The organism is Herbiconiux daphne (assembly GCF_024979295.1).
In the GTDB taxonomy this organism is placed as follows: domain Bacteria; phylum Actinomycetota; class Actinomycetes; order Actinomycetales; family Microbacteriaceae; genus Herbiconiux; species Herbiconiux daphnes.
Genome location: NZ_JANLCJ010000011.1, coordinates 35,864 through 56,445 on the forward strand (window position 1 = coordinate 35,864; position 20,582 = coordinate 56,445).

Annotated in this window: 21 protein-coding genes; 9 read left to right on the forward strand and 12 right to left on the reverse strand. The window is 69.3% G+C overall.

The window, feature by feature from the left end; all coding sequences use genetic code 11:
* Positions 1 to 49: 49 nt before the first annotated feature.
* The 5 genes from N1032_RS20175 to N1032_RS20195 form a co-directional block, all read right to left on the reverse strand.
* Complete coding sequence (locus N1032_RS20175; protein WP_259541761.1) at positions 50 to 1,030, reverse strand: ABC transporter ATP-binding protein; 981 nt, start codon at positions 1,028 to 1,030, stop codon at positions 50 to 52.
* Positions 1,020 to 2,018, reverse strand: coding sequence for an ABC transporter ATP-binding protein (locus tag N1032_RS20180; protein WP_259541762.1), 999 nt, complete (start codon positions 2,016 to 2,018; stop codon positions 1,020 to 1,022). The genes N1032_RS20175 and N1032_RS20180 overlap by 11 nt, the downstream gene beginning before the upstream one ends.
* 4 nt (positions 2,019 to 2,022) lie before the next feature.
* The gene (locus N1032_RS20185; RefSeq protein ID WP_259541763.1) at positions 2,023 to 3,582 is read right to left on the reverse strand and encodes an ABC transporter substrate-binding protein; all 1,560 of its coding nucleotides are present in this window, start codon (positions 3,580 to 3,582) and stop codon (positions 2,023 to 2,025) included.
* 61 nt (positions 3,583 to 3,643) lie between these two features.
* Entirely contained in the window at positions 3,644 to 4,546 is a 903-nt protein-coding gene (locus N1032_RS20190) for an ABC transporter permease (protein ID WP_259541764.1), read from the reverse strand.
* A complete protein-coding gene (locus tag N1032_RS20195; RefSeq protein WP_259541767.1) occupies positions 4,543 to 5,589 on the reverse strand; it encodes an ABC transporter permease in 1,047 nt (348 codons plus the stop codon). The genes N1032_RS20190 and N1032_RS20195 overlap by 4 nt, the downstream gene beginning before the upstream one ends.
* Before the next feature lie 269 nt (positions 5,590 to 5,858).
* Between N1032_RS20195 and N1032_RS20200 the strand changes: the two genes are divergently transcribed.
* Genes N1032_RS20200 through N1032_RS20235 form a run of 8 tightly spaced genes read left to right on the forward strand, consistent with a single transcriptional unit; the run spans position 5,859 to position 13,132 of the window.
* Positions 5,859 to 6,740, forward strand: coding sequence for an SDR family oxidoreductase (locus N1032_RS20200; RefSeq protein WP_259541769.1), 882 nt, complete (start codon positions 5,859 to 5,861; stop codon positions 6,738 to 6,740).
* Between the two features lie 60 nt (positions 6,741 to 6,800).
* Positions 6,801 to 8,315, forward strand: coding sequence for an aldehyde dehydrogenase (locus N1032_RS20205; protein ID WP_259541771.1), 1,515 nt, complete (start codon positions 6,801 to 6,803; stop codon positions 8,313 to 8,315).
* Positions 8,312 to 9,601 (forward strand): cytochrome P450, encoded by a 1,290-nt coding sequence (locus N1032_RS20210; RefSeq protein WP_259541772.1) that lies wholly within the window; start codon positions 8,312 to 8,314, stop codon positions 9,599 to 9,601. The genes N1032_RS20205 and N1032_RS20210 overlap by 4 nt, the downstream gene beginning before the upstream one ends.
* Entirely contained in the window at positions 9,601 to 9,813 is a 213-nt protein-coding gene (locus N1032_RS20215; protein WP_259541774.1) for a ferredoxin, read from the forward strand. The genes N1032_RS20210 and N1032_RS20215 overlap by 1 nt, the downstream gene beginning before the upstream one ends.
* Positions 9,810 to 10,202, forward strand: a complete 393-nt coding sequence (locus N1032_RS20220) for a Zn-ribbon domain-containing OB-fold protein (protein WP_259541784.1) — start codon at positions 9,810 to 9,812, stop codon at positions 10,200 to 10,202. Before N1032_RS20215 ends, N1032_RS20220 begins: the two co-directional genes overlap by 4 nt.
* Before the next feature lie 14 nt (positions 10,203 to 10,216).
* Positions 10,217 to 11,365: a thiolase family protein gene (locus tag N1032_RS20225; RefSeq protein WP_259541786.1), complete on the forward strand. Its 1,149-nt coding sequence runs from the start codon at positions 10,217 to 10,219 to the stop codon at positions 11,363 to 11,365.
* Complete coding sequence (locus tag N1032_RS20230) at positions 11,362 to 12,633, forward strand: CaiB/BaiF CoA transferase family protein (protein WP_259541788.1); 1,272 nt, start codon at positions 11,362 to 11,364, stop codon at positions 12,631 to 12,633. The genes N1032_RS20225 and N1032_RS20230 overlap by 4 nt, the downstream gene beginning before the upstream one ends.
* Positions 12,634 to 12,637: 4 nt before the next feature.
* Complete coding sequence (locus N1032_RS20235) at positions 12,638 to 13,132, forward strand: HtaA domain-containing protein (RefSeq protein WP_259541790.1); 495 nt, start codon at positions 12,638 to 12,640, stop codon at positions 13,130 to 13,132.
* On the opposite strand, the gene N1032_RS20240 is transcribed toward N1032_RS20235, so the two are convergent.
* Positions 13,115 to 13,312, reverse strand: coding sequence for a ferredoxin (locus N1032_RS20240; RefSeq protein ID WP_259541792.1), 198 nt, complete (start codon positions 13,310 to 13,312; stop codon positions 13,115 to 13,117). The genes N1032_RS20235 and N1032_RS20240 overlap by 18 nt on opposite strands.
* Before the next feature lie 2 nt (positions 13,313 to 13,314).
* The gene (locus tag N1032_RS20245) at positions 13,315 to 14,484 is read right to left on the reverse strand and encodes a cytochrome P450 (protein WP_259541797.1); all 1,170 of its coding nucleotides are present in this window, start codon (positions 14,482 to 14,484) and stop codon (positions 13,315 to 13,317) included.
* 149 nt (positions 14,485 to 14,633) lie between these two features.
* On the opposite strand from N1032_RS20245, the gene fdxA (N1032_RS20250) reads away from it, so the two are divergent.
* On the forward strand, positions 14,634 to 14,948 hold the full coding sequence (gene fdxA / locus N1032_RS20250) for a ferredoxin (protein ID WP_259541799.1): 315 nt from the start codon (positions 14,634 to 14,636) through the stop codon (positions 14,946 to 14,948).
* A gap of 7 nt (positions 14,949 to 14,955) precedes the next feature.
* Here the strand turns inward: fdxA (N1032_RS20250) and N1032_RS20255 are convergent, their stop codons facing one another.
* Genes N1032_RS20255 through N1032_RS20275 form a run of 5 tightly spaced genes read right to left on the reverse strand, consistent with a single transcriptional unit; the run spans position 14,956 to position 20,502 of the window.
* Complete coding sequence (locus N1032_RS20255; protein ID WP_259541800.1) at positions 14,956 to 16,413, reverse strand: MFS transporter; 1,458 nt, start codon at positions 16,411 to 16,413, stop codon at positions 14,956 to 14,958.
* 18 nt (positions 16,414 to 16,431) lie between these two features.
* A complete protein-coding gene (locus tag N1032_RS20260) occupies positions 16,432 to 17,574 on the reverse strand; it encodes an Mrp/NBP35 family ATP-binding protein (RefSeq protein WP_259541801.1) in 1,143 nt (380 codons plus the stop codon).
* 9 nt (positions 17,575 to 17,583) lie between these two features.
* Positions 17,584 to 18,912 carry an FAD-dependent oxidoreductase gene (locus tag N1032_RS20265; protein ID WP_259541802.1) on the reverse strand — a complete coding sequence of 443 codons (1,329 nt, stop codon included), beginning with the start codon at positions 18,910 to 18,912 and terminating at the stop codon, positions 17,584 to 17,586.
* Positions 18,912 to 19,232 (reverse strand): ferredoxin, encoded by a 321-nt coding sequence (gene fdxA, locus N1032_RS20270; protein WP_259541804.1) that lies wholly within the window; start codon positions 19,230 to 19,232, stop codon positions 18,912 to 18,914. The genes N1032_RS20265 and fdxA (N1032_RS20270) overlap by 1 nt, the downstream gene beginning before the upstream one ends.
* A 37-nt stretch (positions 19,233 to 19,269) precedes the next feature.
* A complete protein-coding gene (locus N1032_RS20275) occupies positions 19,270 to 20,502 on the reverse strand; it encodes an NAD(P)/FAD-dependent oxidoreductase (protein WP_259541806.1) in 1,233 nt (410 codons plus the stop codon).
* Between the last annotated feature and the right edge of the window lie 80 nt (positions 20,503 to 20,582).

A 20,582-nucleotide genomic window follows, 5' to 3' on the forward strand; every position in this document is an offset into this window, starting at 1 on the left:
GTTCAGAGTAGTCGGTCGGTGGAGGGAGTCGGTCGGTCGAGGTGGTCGGTCAGTCGAGGGGGAAGTGGCACGCGGCATACTGGCCGGGCCGGATCTCGCGCATCACCGGCTCTTCGGTGGCGCAGCGGTCTTGTGCGATCGGGCAACGAGCCCGGAAGCGGCATCCGGAGGGCGGATTGAGCGGCGACGGGAGGTCACCGGTCAGCGCCGGGCCTTCGAAGCCGCCCTCCGCATCCGGTCGCGGCACCGAGTCGAGCAGCCCCCGCGTGTACGGATGCGCCGGCCGGTCGTAGACCTCGACGGCGTCGCCGAACTCGCACGTCTTGCCGAGATACATCACGAGCACGTTGTCGCTGAAGCTGCGCACGACGCCGAGGTCGTGGGCGATGAAGACGATGGTGAGCTCGTATTTCTTCTTGAGGTCCTCGAGCAGGTTGAGGATCTGCGCCTGCACCGACACGTCGAGGGCCGAGACGGGCTCGTCGCAGATGAGCAGCCCCGGCTGGAGGGCCAGCGCGCGGCCGATGGCGACGCGTTGGGCCTGACCGCCCGAGAGCTGGCGGGGAAGCATGCCGGCGAAGCGCTCGCTCGGCAGGCCCACCTGCTCGAGCACGGCGGGGGCCCGCTCGTCGCGTTCCTTCTTGGAGCGGCCGTCGATGGCCAGACCCTCGGTGACGACGTCTTTCACCGAACGCCGAGGGTTGAGCGACGACACCGGGTCTTGGAAGATCATCTGCATGTCGCGCCGCAGCTCGCGCAGGCGTCTCGGCGACGCGGTGTCGATCGAGTCGTCGCGGTAGCGCACCGTGCCGCCGGCGATGGGATCGAGCCTCAGCACCGCACGACCGGTGGTCGACTTGCCGCAGCCCGACTCGCCCACGATGCCGAGCGTCTCACCGGGCAGCAGGTCGAAGCTCACCCCCGCCACCGCCTTGAAGGCGCCGGCCGCGGTGTGGTACTCCACTTCGAGGTCTTCGACGGACAGGATCGCGGCGTCGCCGCGGAGATGCGCGCTTCCGCTACCGGCCAACGAGCTCACCTTCCTTCTCGTGCACAGGATGGAAGCAGGCGACCTCGTGGTCGATGCCGATCGGGGCCATCGGGGGCTGCGTCGTGGTGCATTCCACGGTGGCCGCCGTGCACCGTGCCGCGAACCGGCAGCCCTCGGGAGGGTCGGTCGGCGACGGGAGCGCTCCCGGGATGACGTTGAGCGAGGCGTGCCGCACGTGCTCGATCGACGGCGTCGCCGCGAGTAGAGCGTTCGAGTAGCGGTGGCGCGGGTGGTCGAACACGGTGCGGCTCGCGCCCGTCTCGGCCATGCGCCCGGCATACATCACGGCGACCCGGTCGGTCTGGCCGGCTACGACGTGGAGGTCGTGAGAGATGAGCATCAGCGACATCCGGCGTTCTCGCTGGATGCGCCGCAACAGGTCGAGCACCTGCCGCTGGATGGTGACGTCGAGAGCGGTGGTGGGCTCGTCGGCGATCAGCAGCTCGGGTTCGCAGGCCAGTGCCACGGCGATCATCACCCTCTGGCGCATGCCGCCCGAGAGTTCGTGCGGGTAGGCGCGCAACCGGCGCTCCGGATCGGGCACACCCACCTCGTTGAGCAACCGCAACGCCCGGGACGACGCCTCGGACTTCGAGACGCCGAGGTGGCGCCGCATGCCCTCGGTCAGCTGGCGCTCGACCCGCACCACCGGGCTGAGCGACCGGCCCGGGTCTTGGAACACCATGGCGATCTGGGTGCCCCAGATCTGCTCGAGCTGTTTGCGCCCGAGGCCGAGCAGGTCGCGGCCGTCGAAGCGGAGCGTGCCCGTGCGGCCCGAACGGGGCGGCATGAGCCCCATGACAGCACGGGCCATCACCGACTTGCCCGACCCCGACTCGCCCACGATGCCGAGGGCCTCCCCCCGGCCGAGGGTGAAGGACACGCCGTCGACGGCCTTCACCACTCCGCGGGGGGAACCGATGTACGCGTGGAGGTTCTCGACCTCCAGCAGCAGTCCTTCGCTCATCGGATCACGGCTGAAGCCACAGCTCGGCGGCGGGCGGGGTGGTCCAGCCGTCGATCTCGATGCCCTTCACCTTTTCGGTCGAGAGCGCCCCGTTGTAGAAGCCCTGGAACAGGATGTAGGGGTCGAGCTCGGCGACCTGCTGCTGCACGATGCTGTACTGCTCCTTCTTCGCATCGACATCGGTGGCCGCACCGGCCGCGGTCAAGGCGGCGTCGGTGACCGGGTCGTTGAACCGGGAGTAGTTCGTGGCGCCGGCGGTGCTGAACAGCGCGCCCCAGAGCCGCGCCGAGGGATCGCTGAACGCCAGCGACGACGAGAGCACCTGGTAGTCGCCGGTGGTGCCGATGACGCCCTGCTCGGAGGAGTCGCGCTGGTCGGCGGTGACGGTGACGTTGTCGTAGCTCGACAGCTGGGCCTGCAGGGCGTCGAACACCGACTGCCCGTTGCCGGGGAACAGCGCGTAGCTGAACTCCAGCGGCTTGCCCTCGTCGGCGAGCTCGTCGAAGAGTTCCTGAGCCTTGTCGGGGTCGTAGGTCTGCAGCGGGATGTCCTCGTAGTAGGGCGAGTCCTTCGAGAACAGGGTCTTCGGCGCCGACGGGTATCCGGCCGTCGCCGCGTCGGAGAGCGCGTCGAGATCGAGGGCGTAGGCGATGGCCTGACGGGCCCGCGGGTCGTCGAAGGGGGCCGCAGAGGTGTTGAACATGAAGCCGACGCCGCCGTTGAAGGTGTATCGGGTCTCGACGAACCCGGCCGACTTGCCTTCCTCGAAGACCGAGGCCTCGCTGTTCATGATGAGGTCGGCCTGGCCCGACAGCAGTGCGTTGAGCCGCTGCGCGTTGTCGGGCACGCCCTGGATCTCGAGCGCGTCGAGGTAGGGCTTCGGTGCGTCGTAGTAATCGGGATTCTTGGTGAGCTTGAGCGTGCCGTTGGGCGTCCAGCTGTCGAGCACGAACGGGCCGGCTCCGACGGGGTTCTTGTTGAACTCCTCGGTGCCTTTGGCCAGCGCGGTCGGCGAGGCGATCCACTGCAGTGCGTAGACCGGCATGTTGCCGACGAAGCCGGGGTTGGGCGACTTGAGGGTGAGCTTCGCCGTCAGATCGTCGACGACGTCGATGTGATCGATCTGGCTGGCGTAGCCCGCGCTCGCGGAACCGAGGGCCGGGTCTTTCAGCCGGTCCCAGTTGTACTTGATGGCCTCGGCGTCGAGCGGGGTGCCGTCGGTGAACGTGAGGCCCTCGGGCATCACCACGTCGTAGGTTGCTCCGCCGTCGCTGCTCGTGAACGACTCGCACAGTCCGCAGACGTACTCGCCCGTCGTCTCGTCGGCCACCATGAACTGCCCGTAGAGGGCGGTGTAGGTCACGGGCATCGAGTTCGAGCTGAACACCTGCGCGGGGTCGAAGCCGATGGGTGGTGCGAGTTCGAGAACTCGGAGCGTTCCGCCGGAGACCGGGTCTCCCGAGGTGGTGGGCTCGCTGGGCGCGCTGCTGGAGGAGCACGCCGCGAGGGCGAGCGTTCCTGCGGCCATCAGGGCGATGAGCGCAGATCTCTTCTTTGAAATCACGGGGCACTGCTTTCTCTGTGTGGTGTGGTGCGGGATGGGTGAGGGGGTGATGCTGCCGGGGTCAGTCCTGCAGCGTGCGGTCGAACCGGAGACGGAGGTGCTCTCCCGCCTGGTTCAAGGCGAAGACGGTGAGGAACAGCACGGCGGCCGGCACGAACACCATGTAGGGCGCCGTGCGCAGGTCGGCGGCTCCGGCGGCGATCATGCCGCCCCAGCTCGGCGTGGGCGGGGGGATGCCGAGGCCCAGGAAGCTCAGCGATCCCTCGGCCACGATGAGGGCGGCGATGACGAGGGGCAGGTAGGCGGCGATCGCCGGCACGACGTTCGGCAGGATCTCACGCAGGAGCACGCGGGTGTCGCTCGCCCCCATGTTGCGCGCGGCCTTCACGAAGTCGCGGCCGGCCCAGGCCATGGTGTTCGCCCGGGAGAGACGGATGAAGGAGGGCGTGCTGGTGATGGCGAGGCCGACCAGGATCGTCCACAGGCTCGGGGCGAAGATCGCCGAGATGGCGAGCAGCAGCACGAGGGCGGGGAACGACAGGATGACGTCGGCCACGAAGACGATGACGGTATCGGCGCCCTTGCGGAAGTAGCCGGCGATGAGTCCGAGCACGAGGCCCAGCACCACTCCGCCGAGGGCGGCGGCGGTTCCGACCACCAGGGACACCTGCGCTCCGTAGATCACCCGCGAGAGCAGGGAGCGGCCGACCCGGTCGGTGCCGAGCAGCAGATCGATGGGCCCGAACTGGGGCGGCTGCCGAGGGGGGCCCGCGACCGCGTCGTAGCCTGCGATCGGCAGTACCGGCGCGAGCACGGCCAGGGCCACGATCAGCACGATCCAGAAGTAGGAGAACCACACCAGCACCGAGCGCGGCTTGCGGATGGCGGCGACGGCGGGAATCTGGATGCCGGGCGCCGGCAGGTCGCCGGCCTTGCGGGTGCGGAGGGCTGTCGAGGCGGTCATGCGGTCAGCTCCTTCTTCTGCACGGGCTTCACGGTGCGAGACCTGCCTCGCGCGATCTTGCGGGCTGCCGGTGCACGACGAAGGCGGGGATCGATCAGGCCGTAGCTCACGTCGACGATCATGTTGACCACCACAAAGGTGACCGCGATGAACGCCACCACTCCCTGCACCGTGACGACGTCGCGTTGCAGCACGGCGTTGGCGATCAGCTGGCCGATGCCCGGGAGCACGAACAGGGTCTCGACGATGATGGTGCCGCCGATCAGTCGGGCGAGACTCAGCGCCGAGATGGTCAGCAGCGAGAACGACGACGGCCGGAAGGCATGCCGGAACATGACGTACGAGGGCGACAGGCCCTTGGCTCGGGCGGCAGCCACGAAGTCCTCCCGCAGGGTGCCGATGAGGTCGGCCCGCAGCACGCGATGGAAAGCCGCGATCTCGACCAGGGCCGCGGCGAGCGCCGGCAGGAACGCGGCGGCGAGGTTCGCGCCGAGCCCGTCTTCGATCGGCACCCAGCCGAGGGCCGGGAACACCCTCAGCTGCACCGCGAAGAAGTAGATGAGCACCGGCCCGGCCACGAATGCCGGCACCGAGAGGAACACCGAGGTCGCGGCGCTGATGCCACGATCGAGCGCGCTGCCGGCGCGGGCCGCGGAGACGATGGCGAGCGGCACGGCGATGACGAGCGACAGCACGAGAGCGAGCACGGCGAGCTCGAGGGTTACGGGGAGGCGCTGCAGGATGGCCTCGGTCACCGGGAGGTGCGTGATCGGCGAGACACCGAGGTCGCCGCGCACGGCGTGCGACAGCCAGTCGAGGTACTGCACGATGAAGGGCCGGTCGTAGCCGAGTTCCTTGTTCAACAGCGCCACGTTCTCGGGGGTCGCGTTCTCGCCCAGAATGGTCTCGGCGACCGACCCGGGAGCCAGGCTCAGCATGAGGCTCACCCCGAAGGTGACGACCAGCACGACGAGCGCGGCGTACCCGATCTTGCGGAGGGCGCTACGCAGCACGGCTGCCTGCCCTGTGTTCGACGCGCACATCGACTCCTTCGTCGCGGTTCTAGCGTTCTCTTGAACGGAACAACAGTTCGTGATAACGCTCGTGGTAGGAGTGTGCAGTACGCGACTCGGTCGTGTCAACACACGATTCGGCAACATTGACAGCGTCGGAAAGCGTGTGCGAAACTCACAGAGGTGTTTCATTGAAGCGACTCGCTGTTCGCTTGAAAGAAACAGCAGACACCAGAAACCGGACATCCTCAACGGACATCCACAATCAGACATTCACCTCAAGACAAGGAAGTCTTTTCATGTCGGACTACCTCGGATACGCAGACAAGGTCTGCGTCGTCACCGGCGCCGCGTCGGGCATGGGCAGGGCCCTCACCGAGATCCTCGTCGATTTCGGTGCCAAGGTCTACGCGATCGACCGCGTCGAATCGCCCATCCCCGGCGTCACCCGCTCCATCGTGGCGAACCTCGGAGACAAGGACTCGATCGACGAGGTCTTCGCCGGGCTCCCCGACACCATCGGCGCCTTCTTCGGGGTGGCCGGCGTCGCCGGGGTGCACAACACCTTCCTCGAGACCATGACGGTCAACTACATCGCCAACAAGTACATCACCGACACCTACCTCGGCGATCGCCTGGCCGAGGGCGGTTCGATCACGTTCGTGACCTCGAACGGGGGGCTGCGCTGGGAGCTGCCCGGGCTGCGCGAAGAGCTCGTGCCGTTCACCCAGACCGTCGGCTGGGCGGAGCTCGTGGGCGTGACCGAGGACTTCAATGCGGAGTTCGGAGGAGAGCTGCCGGGCTTCCGCGGCTACATCCTCTCGAAGCGCGCCCTCAACCTGCTGGTGGCGGAGCAGGCCGGGCCGCTCGCCGGCCTGCGCAAGATCCGCATCAACGCCGTGCTCCCGGCCATGACGGTCTCGGGCATGATCGGCGACTTCGCCGAGATGCGTGGCGGCATGGACAAGCTCGAAGAGTCGAGCATCGGCCCGGCCGGCCGGCTGGCCGAGGCCGTCGACATGGCGCGCGTGCTCACGTTCCTCGGCAGCGACCTGGCCGGTTACGTGTCGGGAGCCCATCTCTCGGTCGACTTCGGCATGAACTCCCTCGAGCTCGCCGGGCTGAAACCCGACCGGTTGCGCTGGACCATGCGCGACGCCCTCTCGGCCCAGCCCGCGTAGCCGCGGCGCGCATCCGCGGTTCTTCCCGACACCCTCCGACCGACACGAAAGGTCCATCCTGTGACTGACGTTCTCACCATCCGCGACACCCCGGTCAAACTCCAGCACGCCGACCGCCTCTTCATCGGTGGCGACTGGGTGCTGCCGACGAGCGGATCCGGGTTCGACATCATCGACTCCGCGACCGAGCAGCCGTTCTACCGGGTGGCGGAAGCCGGGCCGGCCGACATGGATGCCGCCATCACGGCCGCACGCTACGCCTTCGACCACACCGACTGGCCGCTTCTCGAGCCGGCCGAGCGAGCCGTCTACCTGCGCCGCCTCGCCGCCGGGCTGCGCGAGCGGTCGGACGAGGCCGCCACCTACTGGACCCGGCAGGCCGGACCGCTGTTCGCCATGTCGTCGATGTCGATCAGCCGGGTGCCGGCCGCGTTCGAGGCCTACGCCGATCTGGCCGACACCTACCCCTGGATCGTTCCCGAGCAATCGCAGATGGCCTCGTTCGCGGCCGTCGTGGCCGAGCCGATCGGTGTCGTGGGCGCGATCGTTCCGTGGAACACGCCGCTCTCGCTGGCCGGGCACAAACTCGGGCCCGCGCTGATCTCCGGATGCACCGTGGTGCTGAAGCTGCCCCCGGAGGCCCCCGGCGAACTGCTCGTGCTCGCCGAGGTGGCTGCCGAGATCGGCCTGCCGCCGGGCGTGCTCAACGTGGTGACCGCGGGGCGCGAGGTCTCGGAACAGCTCGTGCGCGATGCCCGTGTCGACAAGATCGCCTTCACGGGGTCGAGTGCCGTCGGCACGCGGATCGCCAGCATCTGCGGTGAGCGGCTCGCCCGCTACACGCTCGAACTCGGCGGCAAGTCCGCCGCGGTGGTGCTCGACGACTACGACATCGCTGCGGCAGCCGCGGCGATCACGGGTCAGGAGATCTCGCTCACCGGTCAGAACTGCTCGTCGCTGACCCGGGTGATCGTGCTGAAGCACCGCCACGACGAGTTCGCCGACGCCCTCGGGTCGGCCTTCGGTGCAGTGCGCGTGGGCGACCCGTTCGATCCCGACTCGCAGATGGGTCCGCTCGCCATGAGTCGGCAACGCGACCGCGTGCAGGAGTACATCAAGAAGGGCGTCGCCGACGGCGCGACCCTCGTCTCGGGGGGCGGAGTGCCCGACCATCTCGACCGCGGCTACTACGTCGAGCCCACCGTGTTCGCCAACGTCGACAACGCCTCGACCATCGCGCAGGAGGAGATCTTCGGCCCGGTGGTGTCGATCATCCCGGCCGATAGCGAGGAGCACGCGATCGAGCTCGCGAACGGCACGGTCTTCGGCCTCAATTCCGCCGTCTTCACCAACGACGTCGACCGGGCGTGGCACGTCGCCCGCCGGTTGCGCGCCGGCACCGTCGGACACAACGGCTTCAAGACCGACAGCCAGGTGGGCTTCGGGGGTGTGAAGCAGTCGGGCTATGGCCGCGAAGGCGGTGCCCGTGGCGTGGGCCCCTACGTCGAGCCGAAGACCGTGCTCTTCAACGACACCCCCACCCGCTTCCGCGAGCAGAACGGCGGCGCCCGATGAGCACCATCGACATCGACCCGACCACGGTCGACTTCTTCACCGATCCGGATGTCGCGGCCGAGGCCGAGCCCTACTTCGACCACCTGCTGGCCACCGCTCCGGTCTTCCGCGAGCCGAAGTACGGGGTCGTCATCATCACCGGCTACGAGGAGGCGCTGCAGGTCTACCACCAGCCCGAGGTCTACTCCTCGATCAACCGCACCGGTGGCCCGATCATCGACATCCCGGTCGAGCTCGTCGGCGACGATCTCACCGATATCCTCGAGCAGCACCGCGAGCACTTCGCGTCGAATGATCAGCTGGTCACCTTCGACCCGCCGATGCACACCGACCACCGCTCCATCCTGATGGGGCTGATCACGCCGAAGCGGCTGAAAGAGAACGAGCAGTTCCTGAAAGACCTGGCCGACCGCTATCTCGACGAGCTGCTGCCGCTCGCGCACTGCGACTTCATCTGGGACTACGCCAAGAAATACACGGTGCTCGCCGTCGCCGACCTGCTGGGTGTGCCGGTGGAGGACCACCCGATGCTGCTCGAGCTGCTCGCATCGGGCCAGGGCCCGGTGCTCGGCAACCTCGAGCTGCAGAAGGCGCATCACAACGGCCTCGAGCGGCTCTACGACTACTTCGTGGCGAAGATCGTCGAGCGCCGAGCGAACCCGCAGGACGACATCCTGACCGGCATGGCGCTCGCGACCTTCCCCGACGGCTCGCTGCCCGAGCCGATCGAGGTGGCCCGCATCGCCTCGAACCTCTTCGCCGCCGGGCAGGAGACCACGGTGCAACTGCTCGGCATCACGCTGCAGCGCATCGCCGACGACCAGGAGCTGCAGCAGCTGTTGCGCGAACAGCCGAACCTCATCTCGGCCTTCATCGAGGAGACGCTGCGCATCGAGGCGCCGATCAAGGGCTCGTTCCGGCTGGTGAAGCGGGCGACCGAGCTCGGCGGGCTGCAGCTCGCCCCCGGAACCAACGTGATGCTGCTGCACGGCGCGGCCGGCCGCGACACCCGGCTCTTCGAGAACCCCGGGGAGTTCGACGTGAAGCGCGCGAACGCCCGTCAGCACCTCGCCTTCGGCCGCGGCATCCACACCTGCCCCGGTGCACCGCTGGCCCGCGCCGAGGCCGTGTTCTCGATCCGGCGCATCCTGGAGCGCACCTCGAGCATCACGATCGACGAGGAGCACCATGGCCCGGCCGGGGCGCGCGAGTGGGACCTCATGCGCAGCTACAAGTTCCGCGGTCACACCCACCTGTACCTGAAGTACACCCCGGCGGAGCCGTGATGGCCGAGCACCTCACGGTCGACGGCGACCGCTGCATGGGCTCGGGCCAGTGCACGTTCTATGCGCCGAACACCTTCGACCTCGACGACCTGAGCATCGCCTACGTCACCGACGAGCACGGCGACCCCGACGACAAAGTGCAGATGGCGATCGACGTCTGCCCGACCCGCGCGATCGCCCGGGCTGCGGCCGGCCAAGGAGAATCCGCATGACCACCACGACCGAAGCTCTGGTGTCGGAGCCCGTTCCCGACCTCGACAGCGACAGCCCGCTCGCCGCGTTCCCCGAGGGGCCCCGCCTGGTCGGCACCCGCTGCGACGTCTGCGGCGTCACCATGATCGGCAGCCGGGTGGTCTGCAGTTCGTGCGTGAGCCGCGAGGTGTCGGCGCTCGCCCTGCCGACCACCGGCGAGTTGTATTCGTTCACCCGGCTGCACGGCCGCGGCGGCGACATCCGGCCGCTCGGCTACGTCGACCTCGACGGGGTCGGCGTGCGCACGCTCACCGATCTGCGTGAGACCTCGCCCTTGGTTCCGGGCATGCGGGTCGAACTCGGCGTCGACGGCGACGACTGGTTTTTCGCGCCGGCATCCGGCGTGTGACAGAGAGAAGCCCCATGTCCACAGATGTGTTCGTCATCGCAGCCGCGATGATCCCCTTCGGCAAGCACCGCAGTTCCTCCTATGTGGGGCTCGCCGTTCCGCCCCTGATCGACGCGATGAAGGGCGCCGGCATCGAGAAGAGCGACGTGGATGCGGTCTACGTGGGCCACTCCTACGGCGGCATGATGACCGGTCAGCGCATCTGCAAGGAGATCGGTCTCGGCACCGTGCCGACCGTGAACGTCGACAACGCGTGCTCGAGCGGTGCGACCGCCATCCACGAGGCGACGACCGCGATCGCGGAGGGCTTGATCGATGTGGCCGTGGTGATCGGCGTCGAGAAGCTCACCCAGTTCGGCGGCGGGGCTCTGCCGCTCTCGCCCGAAGACCGTGAGGTGAAGCAGGGCATCATCATGCCGGCGGTTTACGCGATGCGCGCCACCCGCTACCTGCACGACTTCGAGGCGACGTCCGAAGACCTCGCCCTGGTGAGCGTCAAAGCGCGGCGCCATGGGGCGCTCAACCCCTTCGCGCAGTTCCGCACGGAAGTCACTCTCGACGAAGTGCTGAATTCCCGTGCGGTGGCCGACCCGCTCACGCTGCTCATGTGCTGCCCGACCGGCGACGGCGCGGCGGTCGTGATCCTCGTCTCCGAGCGGGCGCGCCACAAGCTCGGCGCGACGAGCGCCATGCGGGTGGCGGCATCCGTTCTGCACTCGGGGCACGTCGAGGAGGGCTTCCGCGACATGACGAAACCCGAGATCACCTACGACTCGGCGCGCGACGCCTACGCGGAGGCCGGCATCGAGCCCAAGGACCTCGACATGATCGAGTGCCACGACGCCTTCTCGATCGCCGAACTGGTCTACTACGAAGCCCTCGGTCTCGCCGAGCACGGTCACGCCGTCGACCTGCTGCGTGACGGCCGCACCACGTTCGGGGGCGACGTCGTCGTCAACCCCAGCGGTGGGCTCCTCGCCAAGGGGCATCCGGTGGGAGCGAGCGGGGTGGCCCAGGCGGCCGAGGCGTTCTGGCAGCTCACGGGCGAGGCCGGTGCGCGCCAGATCGAGAACGCCCGCTGGGCGCTCACCCACGTCACCGGGGGCGGCACCGCCGGCCTCGACCACGGCGCCTGCACCATCCACATCTTCGAGGCGGCATGACCGGCCCGGAGCGGCCGCCGCTGGAGGGGGTGCGGATCGTCGACCTCACGACGTTCCTCTCGGGCCCGTCGGCCACTCAGCTGCTCGGCGATCTCGGCGCCGAGGTCATCAAGGTGGAATCGCTCGACGGCGACTCGAGCCGCGCGATCGCCGGCCCCGAGGTCGCGGGTCAGAGCGCCTACTTCCTGGCGAACAACCGCAACAAGCGCAGCATCGCCATCGACCTCAAGTCGGCCCAGGGACTCGACATCATGAAGCGCCTGATCGCCGGCGCCGACGTCGTGATCGAGAACTTCCGCCCCGGTGTCTGCGCACGCTTGGGCATCGACCCTGAGGCCGTCACGGCCGAGCATCCGGCCCTAGTCTGGGCCTCGATCAGCGGGTTCGGCCAGCAGGGGCCGCTTCGGGAGAAGCCGGCCTACGACATGGTGGTGCAAGCGCTGAGCGGTGTGATGAGCCTCACCGGGCATCCGGGTGCGCCGGCAGCGCGACTCGGCATCCCGGCCGGCGACGTGGTCGCGGGACTCTACGCCGTGATCGGAGTGGTGTCGGCGCTCAGGGCCCGCTCCGAGACGGGCCGCGGCCGCATCGTCGACGTCTCGATGCTCGGCGGCCAGCTGGCGATGCTCTCGTATCAGGCGCTCTACACGTTCATCAACCAGGTCGCTCCGGGCCCGCAAGGCGCCGGGCACGACTCGATCGCCACCTACCGATCCTTCCAGGGGGCGGACGGGCGCGAATTCGTGGTGACGGCGAACACGCCGCGCATGTGGCAGGCCCTGTGCCGCACGCTCGGGCTCGATGACCTCATCACCGATGAACGGTTCGTGGATGCCGCGAGCCGCTTGCACAATCGCGAAGCGCTCTGGGAGCTGCTCGAGGGCCGGTTCGCCGAGTCCAGTGCCGCGGACTGGGTCAGACGTCTCTCGGCCGTCCAGGTGCCGGTGGCCCCGGTGAAAGACGTGCTCGAGGCGCTCACCGATGCCCGCGCCGCGGACGACGGGTCGATCATCACCGTCGGGAACGGCGGCGCCGGCGGAGCCGAGTTCGAGAACGTGGCGACGCCCATCCGCTTCGTCGCGACCGCGGAGGTGGAGTCGCACTATCCGCCGCTGCTCGGTGAGCACACCGTCGACATCCTGGTTCACGATCTCGGGCTCAGCCCGAGCGACGTCGACGCGCTGATCGTCGATCGCGTGGTCGCGGCGGCCGGAACGTCGACGCCCGCTCGCTCGTCGGCGCCCGCGGGCGTCGGCCAACCGGGATAGCGCGATGGCGTCGGACGAGACCGGGGGTTTCCTCCGCTGGGCGGTGCGCGAGTCGCTGCAGCGCTACGTGACCGTGATCTCGCGCGGCACCATCACGGTCGACGGCGGTGCGACCGTCGACGATGACGGCGTGTTCGCGTTCCCGGTGCGCGAGGTGGTGCGCGGCGACGGCGAGTGGGCGGTGTCGTGCGGTGGTGCGGTGCGCCTGACGGCGCACAACGGGTTGCTCGACATCCGCATCGCGGAGCCGGAGTTCGTGCTCGGCGCGGTCGGCGGCATCGTGCTCGCGCGCACCGACGACCACGGCACGATCATCCCCGTTGCGGCGACCCCGCCTGTCGACGCGGTGCAGACGGCCGAGGGCCTGGCCTGGGCGGGCGTGCCGGCCGAGCTGCTCGAGACGGCGGTGGAGTTGTTCGGTGGCGTCTACCCCGCCGGCACCGAGCTCGCCCCGCTGACGATCTCGGTGCCCCGCGGGATCTCAGTCCGCCACGAGTGACAGCGCGCGGCTCGGGCAGACCTCCACGGCCTCCCGCACCGCGGCGAGCGCGGCGCCGGGCTCGGGTGAATCGTCGAGCACCACGACTTTGCCGTCGTCGTCTTGATCGAATGACTCGGGAGCGGAGAAGACGCACTGGCCCGCCCCGATGCAGACCGTGCGGCTGGCGATGATCTTCATGCTCACCACGCCAGGGGGAGTTCGTAGAGGCCGAAGTTGCCGTGCTCCTTGAAGCGCAGTTGCGACACGGGGACGGTGAGCCTCAGGTTCGGCAGCCGGTCGATGATGCGCTGCAGCACCACCTCCAGCTCGAGCCGCGCCACGTTCTGGCCCAGGCACTGGTGCGGCCCGAAGCCGAAGGCGACGTGGTTGCGCGCCCCGCGGCTGAAGTCGATGCGGTCGGGCTCGGGGAACACCTCGGGATCGCGGTTGGCCGTGTTGGTGAGCGCCCACACGGTGGAGCCGGCGGGGATGGTGACCCCGTGCACGTCGAGGTCTTCGGTGGCCAGACGCAGGCCGCCCACCTCGGCGATCGTGAAGTAGCGCAGCAGCTCCTCGACCGCCTTCGGCAGGATGGCCGGGTCGTCGCGCAGCTGCTGCAGCAGTTCGGGCTGGTCGAGCAGGGTCATCACGGCGAGCGAGATCATGTTGCTGGTGGTCTCGTGGCCCGCGATCAGCAGCAGGAACCCGAGGCCGATCGCCTCGTCGCGGGTGGCGCCGGCGGCGAGCTGACGGCTCAGGATGTCGACACCGGGGGTGTCGAGCCGGGCATCGACCAGCGTGGCGATGTACTCCCGGATGGCGGCCGTGGCCGCCGTGCGTTCTTCGGGAGTGGCTCGCTGATCGGTGTAGATGGCGCTGTTGGTCTGGAAGAAGTGGTGGTCTTCGTAGGGCACGCCGAGCAGCTCGCCGATCACCATCGACGGCAGGGGCAGCGCGAGCGCCTCGACCAGGTCGCCCTCGTGAGGGCCGGCCAGCATGGCGTCGATCGCCTCGTCGACGATCTGCTCGATGCGCGGGCGTAGCGCGGCCACCTTCTTCACCGTGAACTCGCCCATCACCCGGCCGCGGATGAGGCTGTGGCGAGGCGGGTCCATCGCGATGATCTGCCCCTGGATGGTGCCGGGGGAGTAGGCGGCATGAGCCGGATGATCGGGCTTGGAGCGGTCGGAGCTGAAGCGGAAGTCGCTCAGCACGGCCCGCACGTCGTCGTACTTCGTGATGGCCCAGACGCCCCGCCCCCGGCCCGCCCAGTCGAGCAGGGCGACCGGATTGGTCGACTGCAGTTCGCGGTGCTGCTCGGGCGGCCCATAGGGCTCGGTGCGGGCGTCGTCGAAGTCTGTCTTCAGCATTGAAGGCTCTCCCTCTGGTGGGAAACAACCCACGTCGTGGTAAGGTTTTTGGGCCACATGGCTTAGTAATCAGTTTAGCCGCGCACCGCGCACTTGACGAGACCTAGGCACCAATTTCCATCGCACGAAGATGTTCGGGAGAGAAAAACATGGCTTTTGTCGTCACCCAGGCGTGTATCGACGTCAAGGATCGCAGCTGCATCCAAGTCTGCCCCGCTGACTGCCTCTACGAGGGCGAGCGGATGATGTACATCAACCCGGAGCAGTGCATCAACTGCGGAGCGTGCGAGCCCGTGTGCCCCACCGAGGCGATCCGCTTCGACGAAGAGGTCGAGGGCGAAGACGAGATCTTTTTAGACATCAATGCTCAATTCTTCGAGGCTCTCGGCCCCGTGAAGGGCGGGCGCAAGATGGGCAAGATCGAGCACGACGCCGACTACGTGTCCGAGCTGCCCCGCGCCTGACTCCTGGTCACCGCACCGGGGCGCGCTCGGGCGGAACCGGCTCGGGCGAGACGGGCTCGGGCGCCAACGGTTCGATGGTCTCGCCGAGCGGCACCGCGGGCACGAGCAGCAGCGCCGCCGCCGCCGCGAGCGCGACCGGCACCATCAGCAGGTAGGCCGACTGCATCGAGAGCCCCTGCAGGAACAGCGCCCCCACGAGGGCGGTGCCGAACATGCCGCCCACCTGCCGGAACAGACTGGTGGCCGCCGTCGCGACGCCCACGATCGCGTGCGGGAAGGCGTTCTGCACCACGATGACGATGTTGCTGAAGCATCCGCCGAGTCCGAGGCCCACCACCCCGCCCGCCACGGCCGCGGTGGTCAGCGTCGGGTCGTCGGGCAGGGCGGCGAGGGTGGCCGGCGCCACGGCCACCACGAGTGCACTGATGACCAGCACGAGCTTGTAGCGGCCCGTGCGGGCCACGATCTGGCCCGACGCGGTCGAGGCAAGCAGGCTGCCGATGGCCATCGGGATCATCGCGAGACCGGCCGCCGAGGGACTCGCTCCGAGCTGGGCCTGCACGAACGTGGGCAGGTAGCCCAAGAAGCTGAACATCACGACGGCGATGCCCATCGACGCGAGGCCGGTGACCACGAAGGTGCGGTCGCGAAAGAGCAGTAACGGCAGCACGGGGCTCGGAACGCGCCGCTCCACCAGAGGGAACGCGATCAGGGCGAGCAGGCCGGCCGCGGCGATGCCGATGATGATCGGCGAGTTCCAGGGATGCACCACGCCTCCCCACGTGGTCACGAGGGCGAGCGCCACCGTGATGACCGAGATCAGCACCATGCCGGCGATGTCGACGACGACGCGTCGGCTCGATGCCGGCCGCGGGATGCGCAGCAGCAGGAGCACCCCCAGGCCGGCGAGCACGCCCAGGGGGAGGTTGATCCAGAATCCCCAGCGCCAGCCGGGCCCCTGCGCCAGGAGCCCGCCGACGAACGGTCCGGCCACGCTCGAGGCGGCGAACACGGCGCTCAGGATGCCGGAATAGCGGCCGCGTTGCCGGGCCGGCACGACGTCGGCGATCGCCGCCTGAGGCAGGATGACCAGGCCGCCGCTCCCGGCGCCCTGCAACACCCGGCCGACGATGAGCCATCCCATGTCGGGCGCGAAGGCGCCCACCAGGGACCCGGCGGTGAACAGCGCCACCGCCACGAGCAGCAGAGCCCGGCGCCCGAAGACGTCGCTCAGCTTTCCGAAGATCGGCATCATCGGAATCGACGCCAGGATGAACGCGACGATGACCCACGAGCTCGATGATCCGGCATCGAGCTCGGCGACCATGAGCGGCAGCGCCGGCACGAACAGGTGCTGCGACAGCGACGCGAGCAGGGTGACGAAACCGAGGGCGACGAACAGCAGCACGACCCGCGTGCGCGACGGCGGCGCGGGCACAGGACGAGCCGCGCTGCTCAATTCCATGGGCTCGGCGGCATCCGGTCAGCGAACCGACAGCGACAGCCGGCGGCCGGCCAGCCCTCGCGGCCGGGTGGTGAGGCGTTGTGCCAGGTCGTCGAACGCGCGCGCCGCGGGATCGAAGGGCGCGGCGATGCCGATCGGCAGGCCGGCGTCACCGGCCTCGCGCAACGGCACGCTGAACGGGATCGACCCGAGCAACGGCACCTCGTCGTGGCCGGCCGAGAGCTGTGCGGCCACCGCTGCGCCGCCGCCCGTGCCGAACGGTGCGAACCCGGAACTGTCGGCCGCCATCGTCTCGACGATGCCGATCACCTTCTGCTCGAGCGTGCGGGCCAGCAGGCCGCTGCGCACCGCGACCCCCGAGGCCGCGCGCTGAGGCGTCGTCACGACGAGCACCTCCGAGTGCGGCAGCAGATGCCCGACCGAGATGGCGACGTCTCCCGTGCCGGGCGGCAGGTCGAGGAAGAGCACGTCGAGGTCGCCGAAGTAGACCTCGGTGATGAACTGCTCCACCGTGCGGTGCAGGAGCGGTCCGCGCCACGACACCGCGCTGTTCTCCGACCCCTCGGGCAGGAACATCCCGATCGACACGCCCTTCACGCCGTGGGCCACCGGCGGCAGCACGAGATCGTCGATGCGGGTCGGCCGCACGGCGAAACCGCTGTCGTCGACGAGCCCGAGGAGCGCCGGAATCGAGAACCCGTGCACGTCGGTGTCGACCAGTCCCACCCGCAGCCCGCGGCGGGCGGTGGCCACCGCGAGGTTGGCGGTGACCGTCGATTTGCCCACTCCCCCTTTGCCGCTCGTGACGGCGATCACCCGGGTGAGTGATCCGGGTGTGAACGGCGTGGTCGACCGGGTGCGCCCCGATCGCAGCCGGGCGAGCAGCGCTTCGCGTTCGCCCGTCGACATCACGGTGAGCTCGACGTGCACCCGATCGATGCCGGGAACGGCGGATGCCGCTGCCGTCACCTCGCGCTCGATGCGGTCGGCCATGGGGCAGCCCACGATGGTCAGGGCGATGCCGATCACGGCCCGGCCGTCGGCCACCTCCACCTGGCGCACCATGTCGAGCTCGGCGAGCGACCGCTGGAGTTCCGGATCGACGACCGAGCCAGCTGCCGCGGTGGCCGCGGCCACCAGGTCGTCGACGGAGGTGCTCATGCTGCTCGCTCAGCCCGCGCGGCCGGCGGCGCGCAAGAGCTCGTCGCGGTCGTGCAGCTTGACCCGTTCGCGGCCCACGGCTTCGCCGGCGGCGCGCTCGGCCTCGTCGATGGCCCGCCAGGACAGCCAGTCGACCACGCGCACTCCGCGCGAGTCGAGCAGGCCGTCGACCTCGGTGGCGGATGTCGCCGTGCCGGCACTCCGGAGCTCGTCGGCGTCGGCCAGGATCGATGTGACGGCTTCGAGTGCGCAGCCCCGGTTCGTGCCCACGACGCCGGTGGGTCCGCGCTTGATCCAGCCGGCCACGTAGACGCCCGGAACGCCGACGGCCCGCGAGTCGACATGAGGAACGGTCGCGGTGACCACGTCGAACGGCAGGCCGTCGAGCGCCTTGCCCGCGTAGCCGACCGAGCGCAGCACGAGCTGGGCCTCGACGCTCTCGTGCGGCCCGTCGTCGTCGGGGTCGCTGGTGCGGCCGAGTCGCACGGCCGACACCGCGGCATCTCCGACGAACTCCACCGGTGACCGGTCGAACACGAAGCGGATCGTGCGGTCGCGTCCCTCGGGCGCGCGGTCGGCGGCCTTCTGGAAGCTGGCGAGCAGTCGGCGCGCCGTCGGACTGCCGTCGGCGTGAGCCTGCTGCACCGGATCGAGCTGCAGGTCGGCGGGGTCGACGATGACGTCGGCCGTCTCGACCTCGAGCAGCTCGATGAATTCCTTGTTGGTGAACTTCGCGAACGCCGGGCCGCGCCGGCCCACGACGACGACCTCGCGGATCGTGCTCGCGGCGAACGCGTCGACGATGTGCTCGGGCACGTCGGTGCGGCGCAGCTCCTCGGTCGACCGCACCAGCATCCGCGCCGCGTCGAGCGCCACGTTGCCGACGCCGATCACGATCGCCCGGTCGCCCGTGAGGGTGAAGGCATCGGGAGCGAGATCGGGATGGCCCTGGTACCACGACACGAACTCGCGCACGGCGCTCACGCCGTCGAGGTCTTCGCCCGGCACGCCGAGACGGCGGTCGAGGGGCGCGCCGCTCGCGAACACCACGGCGTGGTAGTGCTCGCGGAGCTCCTCGAGCGAGATGTCACGGCCCACCTCGACGTTCCCGAGGAACCGCACGCCGGGACTGTCTTCGAACACCTCCGAGAACGACGTGGTGATCGACTTGATGCGCGGATGATCGGGAGCCACGCCGTAGCGCACGAGGCCGAACGGAGCCGGCAGGCGTTCGAAGACGTCGACCTCGACCGGGAACCCGGCCTCCTCGGTGAGGAGCTGGGCGCAATAGGCGCCCGACGGTCCGGAGCCGACCACGGCCACGCGCAGAGCACTCATCAGGCGCTCCGGTCGGGCAGGGCGGCGACGACCGCCACGTCGTGATCGATCTTGCCGGCCTTGCGTCCACTCTTGGGGGCGTCGACCTCCTCGAAGAACTGCTCGTTGACCTCGATGAAGCTCTCTTGTTCCGGCGGCAGCTCGGCGTCGTAGAAGATGGCGTCGACGGGGCAGGCCGCGACGCAAGCTCCGCAGTCGATGCAGAGATCCGGGTTGATGTAGGTCATCCGGCCGCCCTCGAAGATGCAGTCGGCCGGGCAGACGGGGATGCAGCTCTTGTCCTGCACGTCGACGCAGGCTTCGGTTACGACGTAGACCATGAAGGATTCCTTCCGTAGCGCTCGGGGCCGATGAGTGTCATGCCAGCTGCCGGAGCTGATCGACGAGGGTTGCGGCAGGGCCACCCGAGGCGAGCAGACGACGGGCCTGGTTGAGTGCTTTCACCCAGTTGACCGTGACCGCACCGCAGGCCACGCCGTGCGCATCCTCGTGGATGACGGCGACCCGCCCCTCGTCGGCCAGGTCGCCGACGACGAAGGAGGCGCCCTCGGGGTCGCGCCAGCCGACGGAGTTCACCTTCCAGTCGTACTGGTCCGACCAGACGTAGTCGGTGGGCGCATAGGGGGCGTCCGCGCCGCCGCCGGAGATGGCCGCGGCGATGTAGCGCGCCTGATCGCCGGCATTCGTCCAGTGCTCGGCGCGCACGTCGACGCCCCGGCCCGGATGCGGCCAGCGCGCCACGTCGCCGATGGCGAACACGTCGTCCGCACCTTCGGCGCGCAGGAAGCCGTCGGTGATCACACCGTTGTCGATGGCCAGGCCGCTGCCGGCCAGCCAGCCGTCGCAGGGCACCGATCCGATGCCCACCACCGCCGTGCCGGCCGAGAGCTCGGTGCCGTCGGCGAGGGTGATCGTCAGGTCGCCGGCGGTGCCGGAGATGCCGGCCACGCCGACCCCGAAGCGGGTCTCGGCGCCGTTCCGCCGATGGAGGCCAACGAGCACGTCGGCGATCTCGGGGCCGACCAGGCGCGCCATCGGCTCGGGAACCGGGTCGACCACCACCACCGGGCAGCCGTGGCTGCGCGCGGCCGCGGCGATCTCGGTGCCGATGAAGCCCCCGCCCACCACCACGACCGGCTCACCGAGGGCGAGTCGGCCGGCGATGGCCCGGGAATCGGCGAGGGTGCGGAGCTGGTAGACTCCGGATTCCGGTTGCCACGGTGACGGCCGGGCCACGGCTCCGGTCGCGATCACCAGGGTGTCGTAGACGACCGTGGTGCCGTCGGCCAGGCTCACCGTCTTGCCGGCCGGGTCGAGGGCGACCGCGGCCGACCCCAGACGCAGGTCGATGTCGAGCTCGGCGAGCTCGTCGGCCGACGACAGACGAAGAGCGGCGACCGCCTCGTCGCTCCAGGCGCCCTTCAGCAGATCCTTCGACAGCGGTGGCCGGTCGTAGGGGAGTTCGTCTTCCGCGCCGATCAGCGTGATGGGGGCGGTGTAGCCCAGCGTGCGCAGGGCCAGCGCGGTGCGGGTGCCGGCCAGGGATGCTCCGACCACCACCACGTGGCCCCGGGAGTCGACTCCGCTCATCGTTCGAATCCTCACTTCGTCGTCAAGGTGTGCGAACGCTATAACTCACTGTTCTTTTGAACGGAACGAGCGAGCGCTAT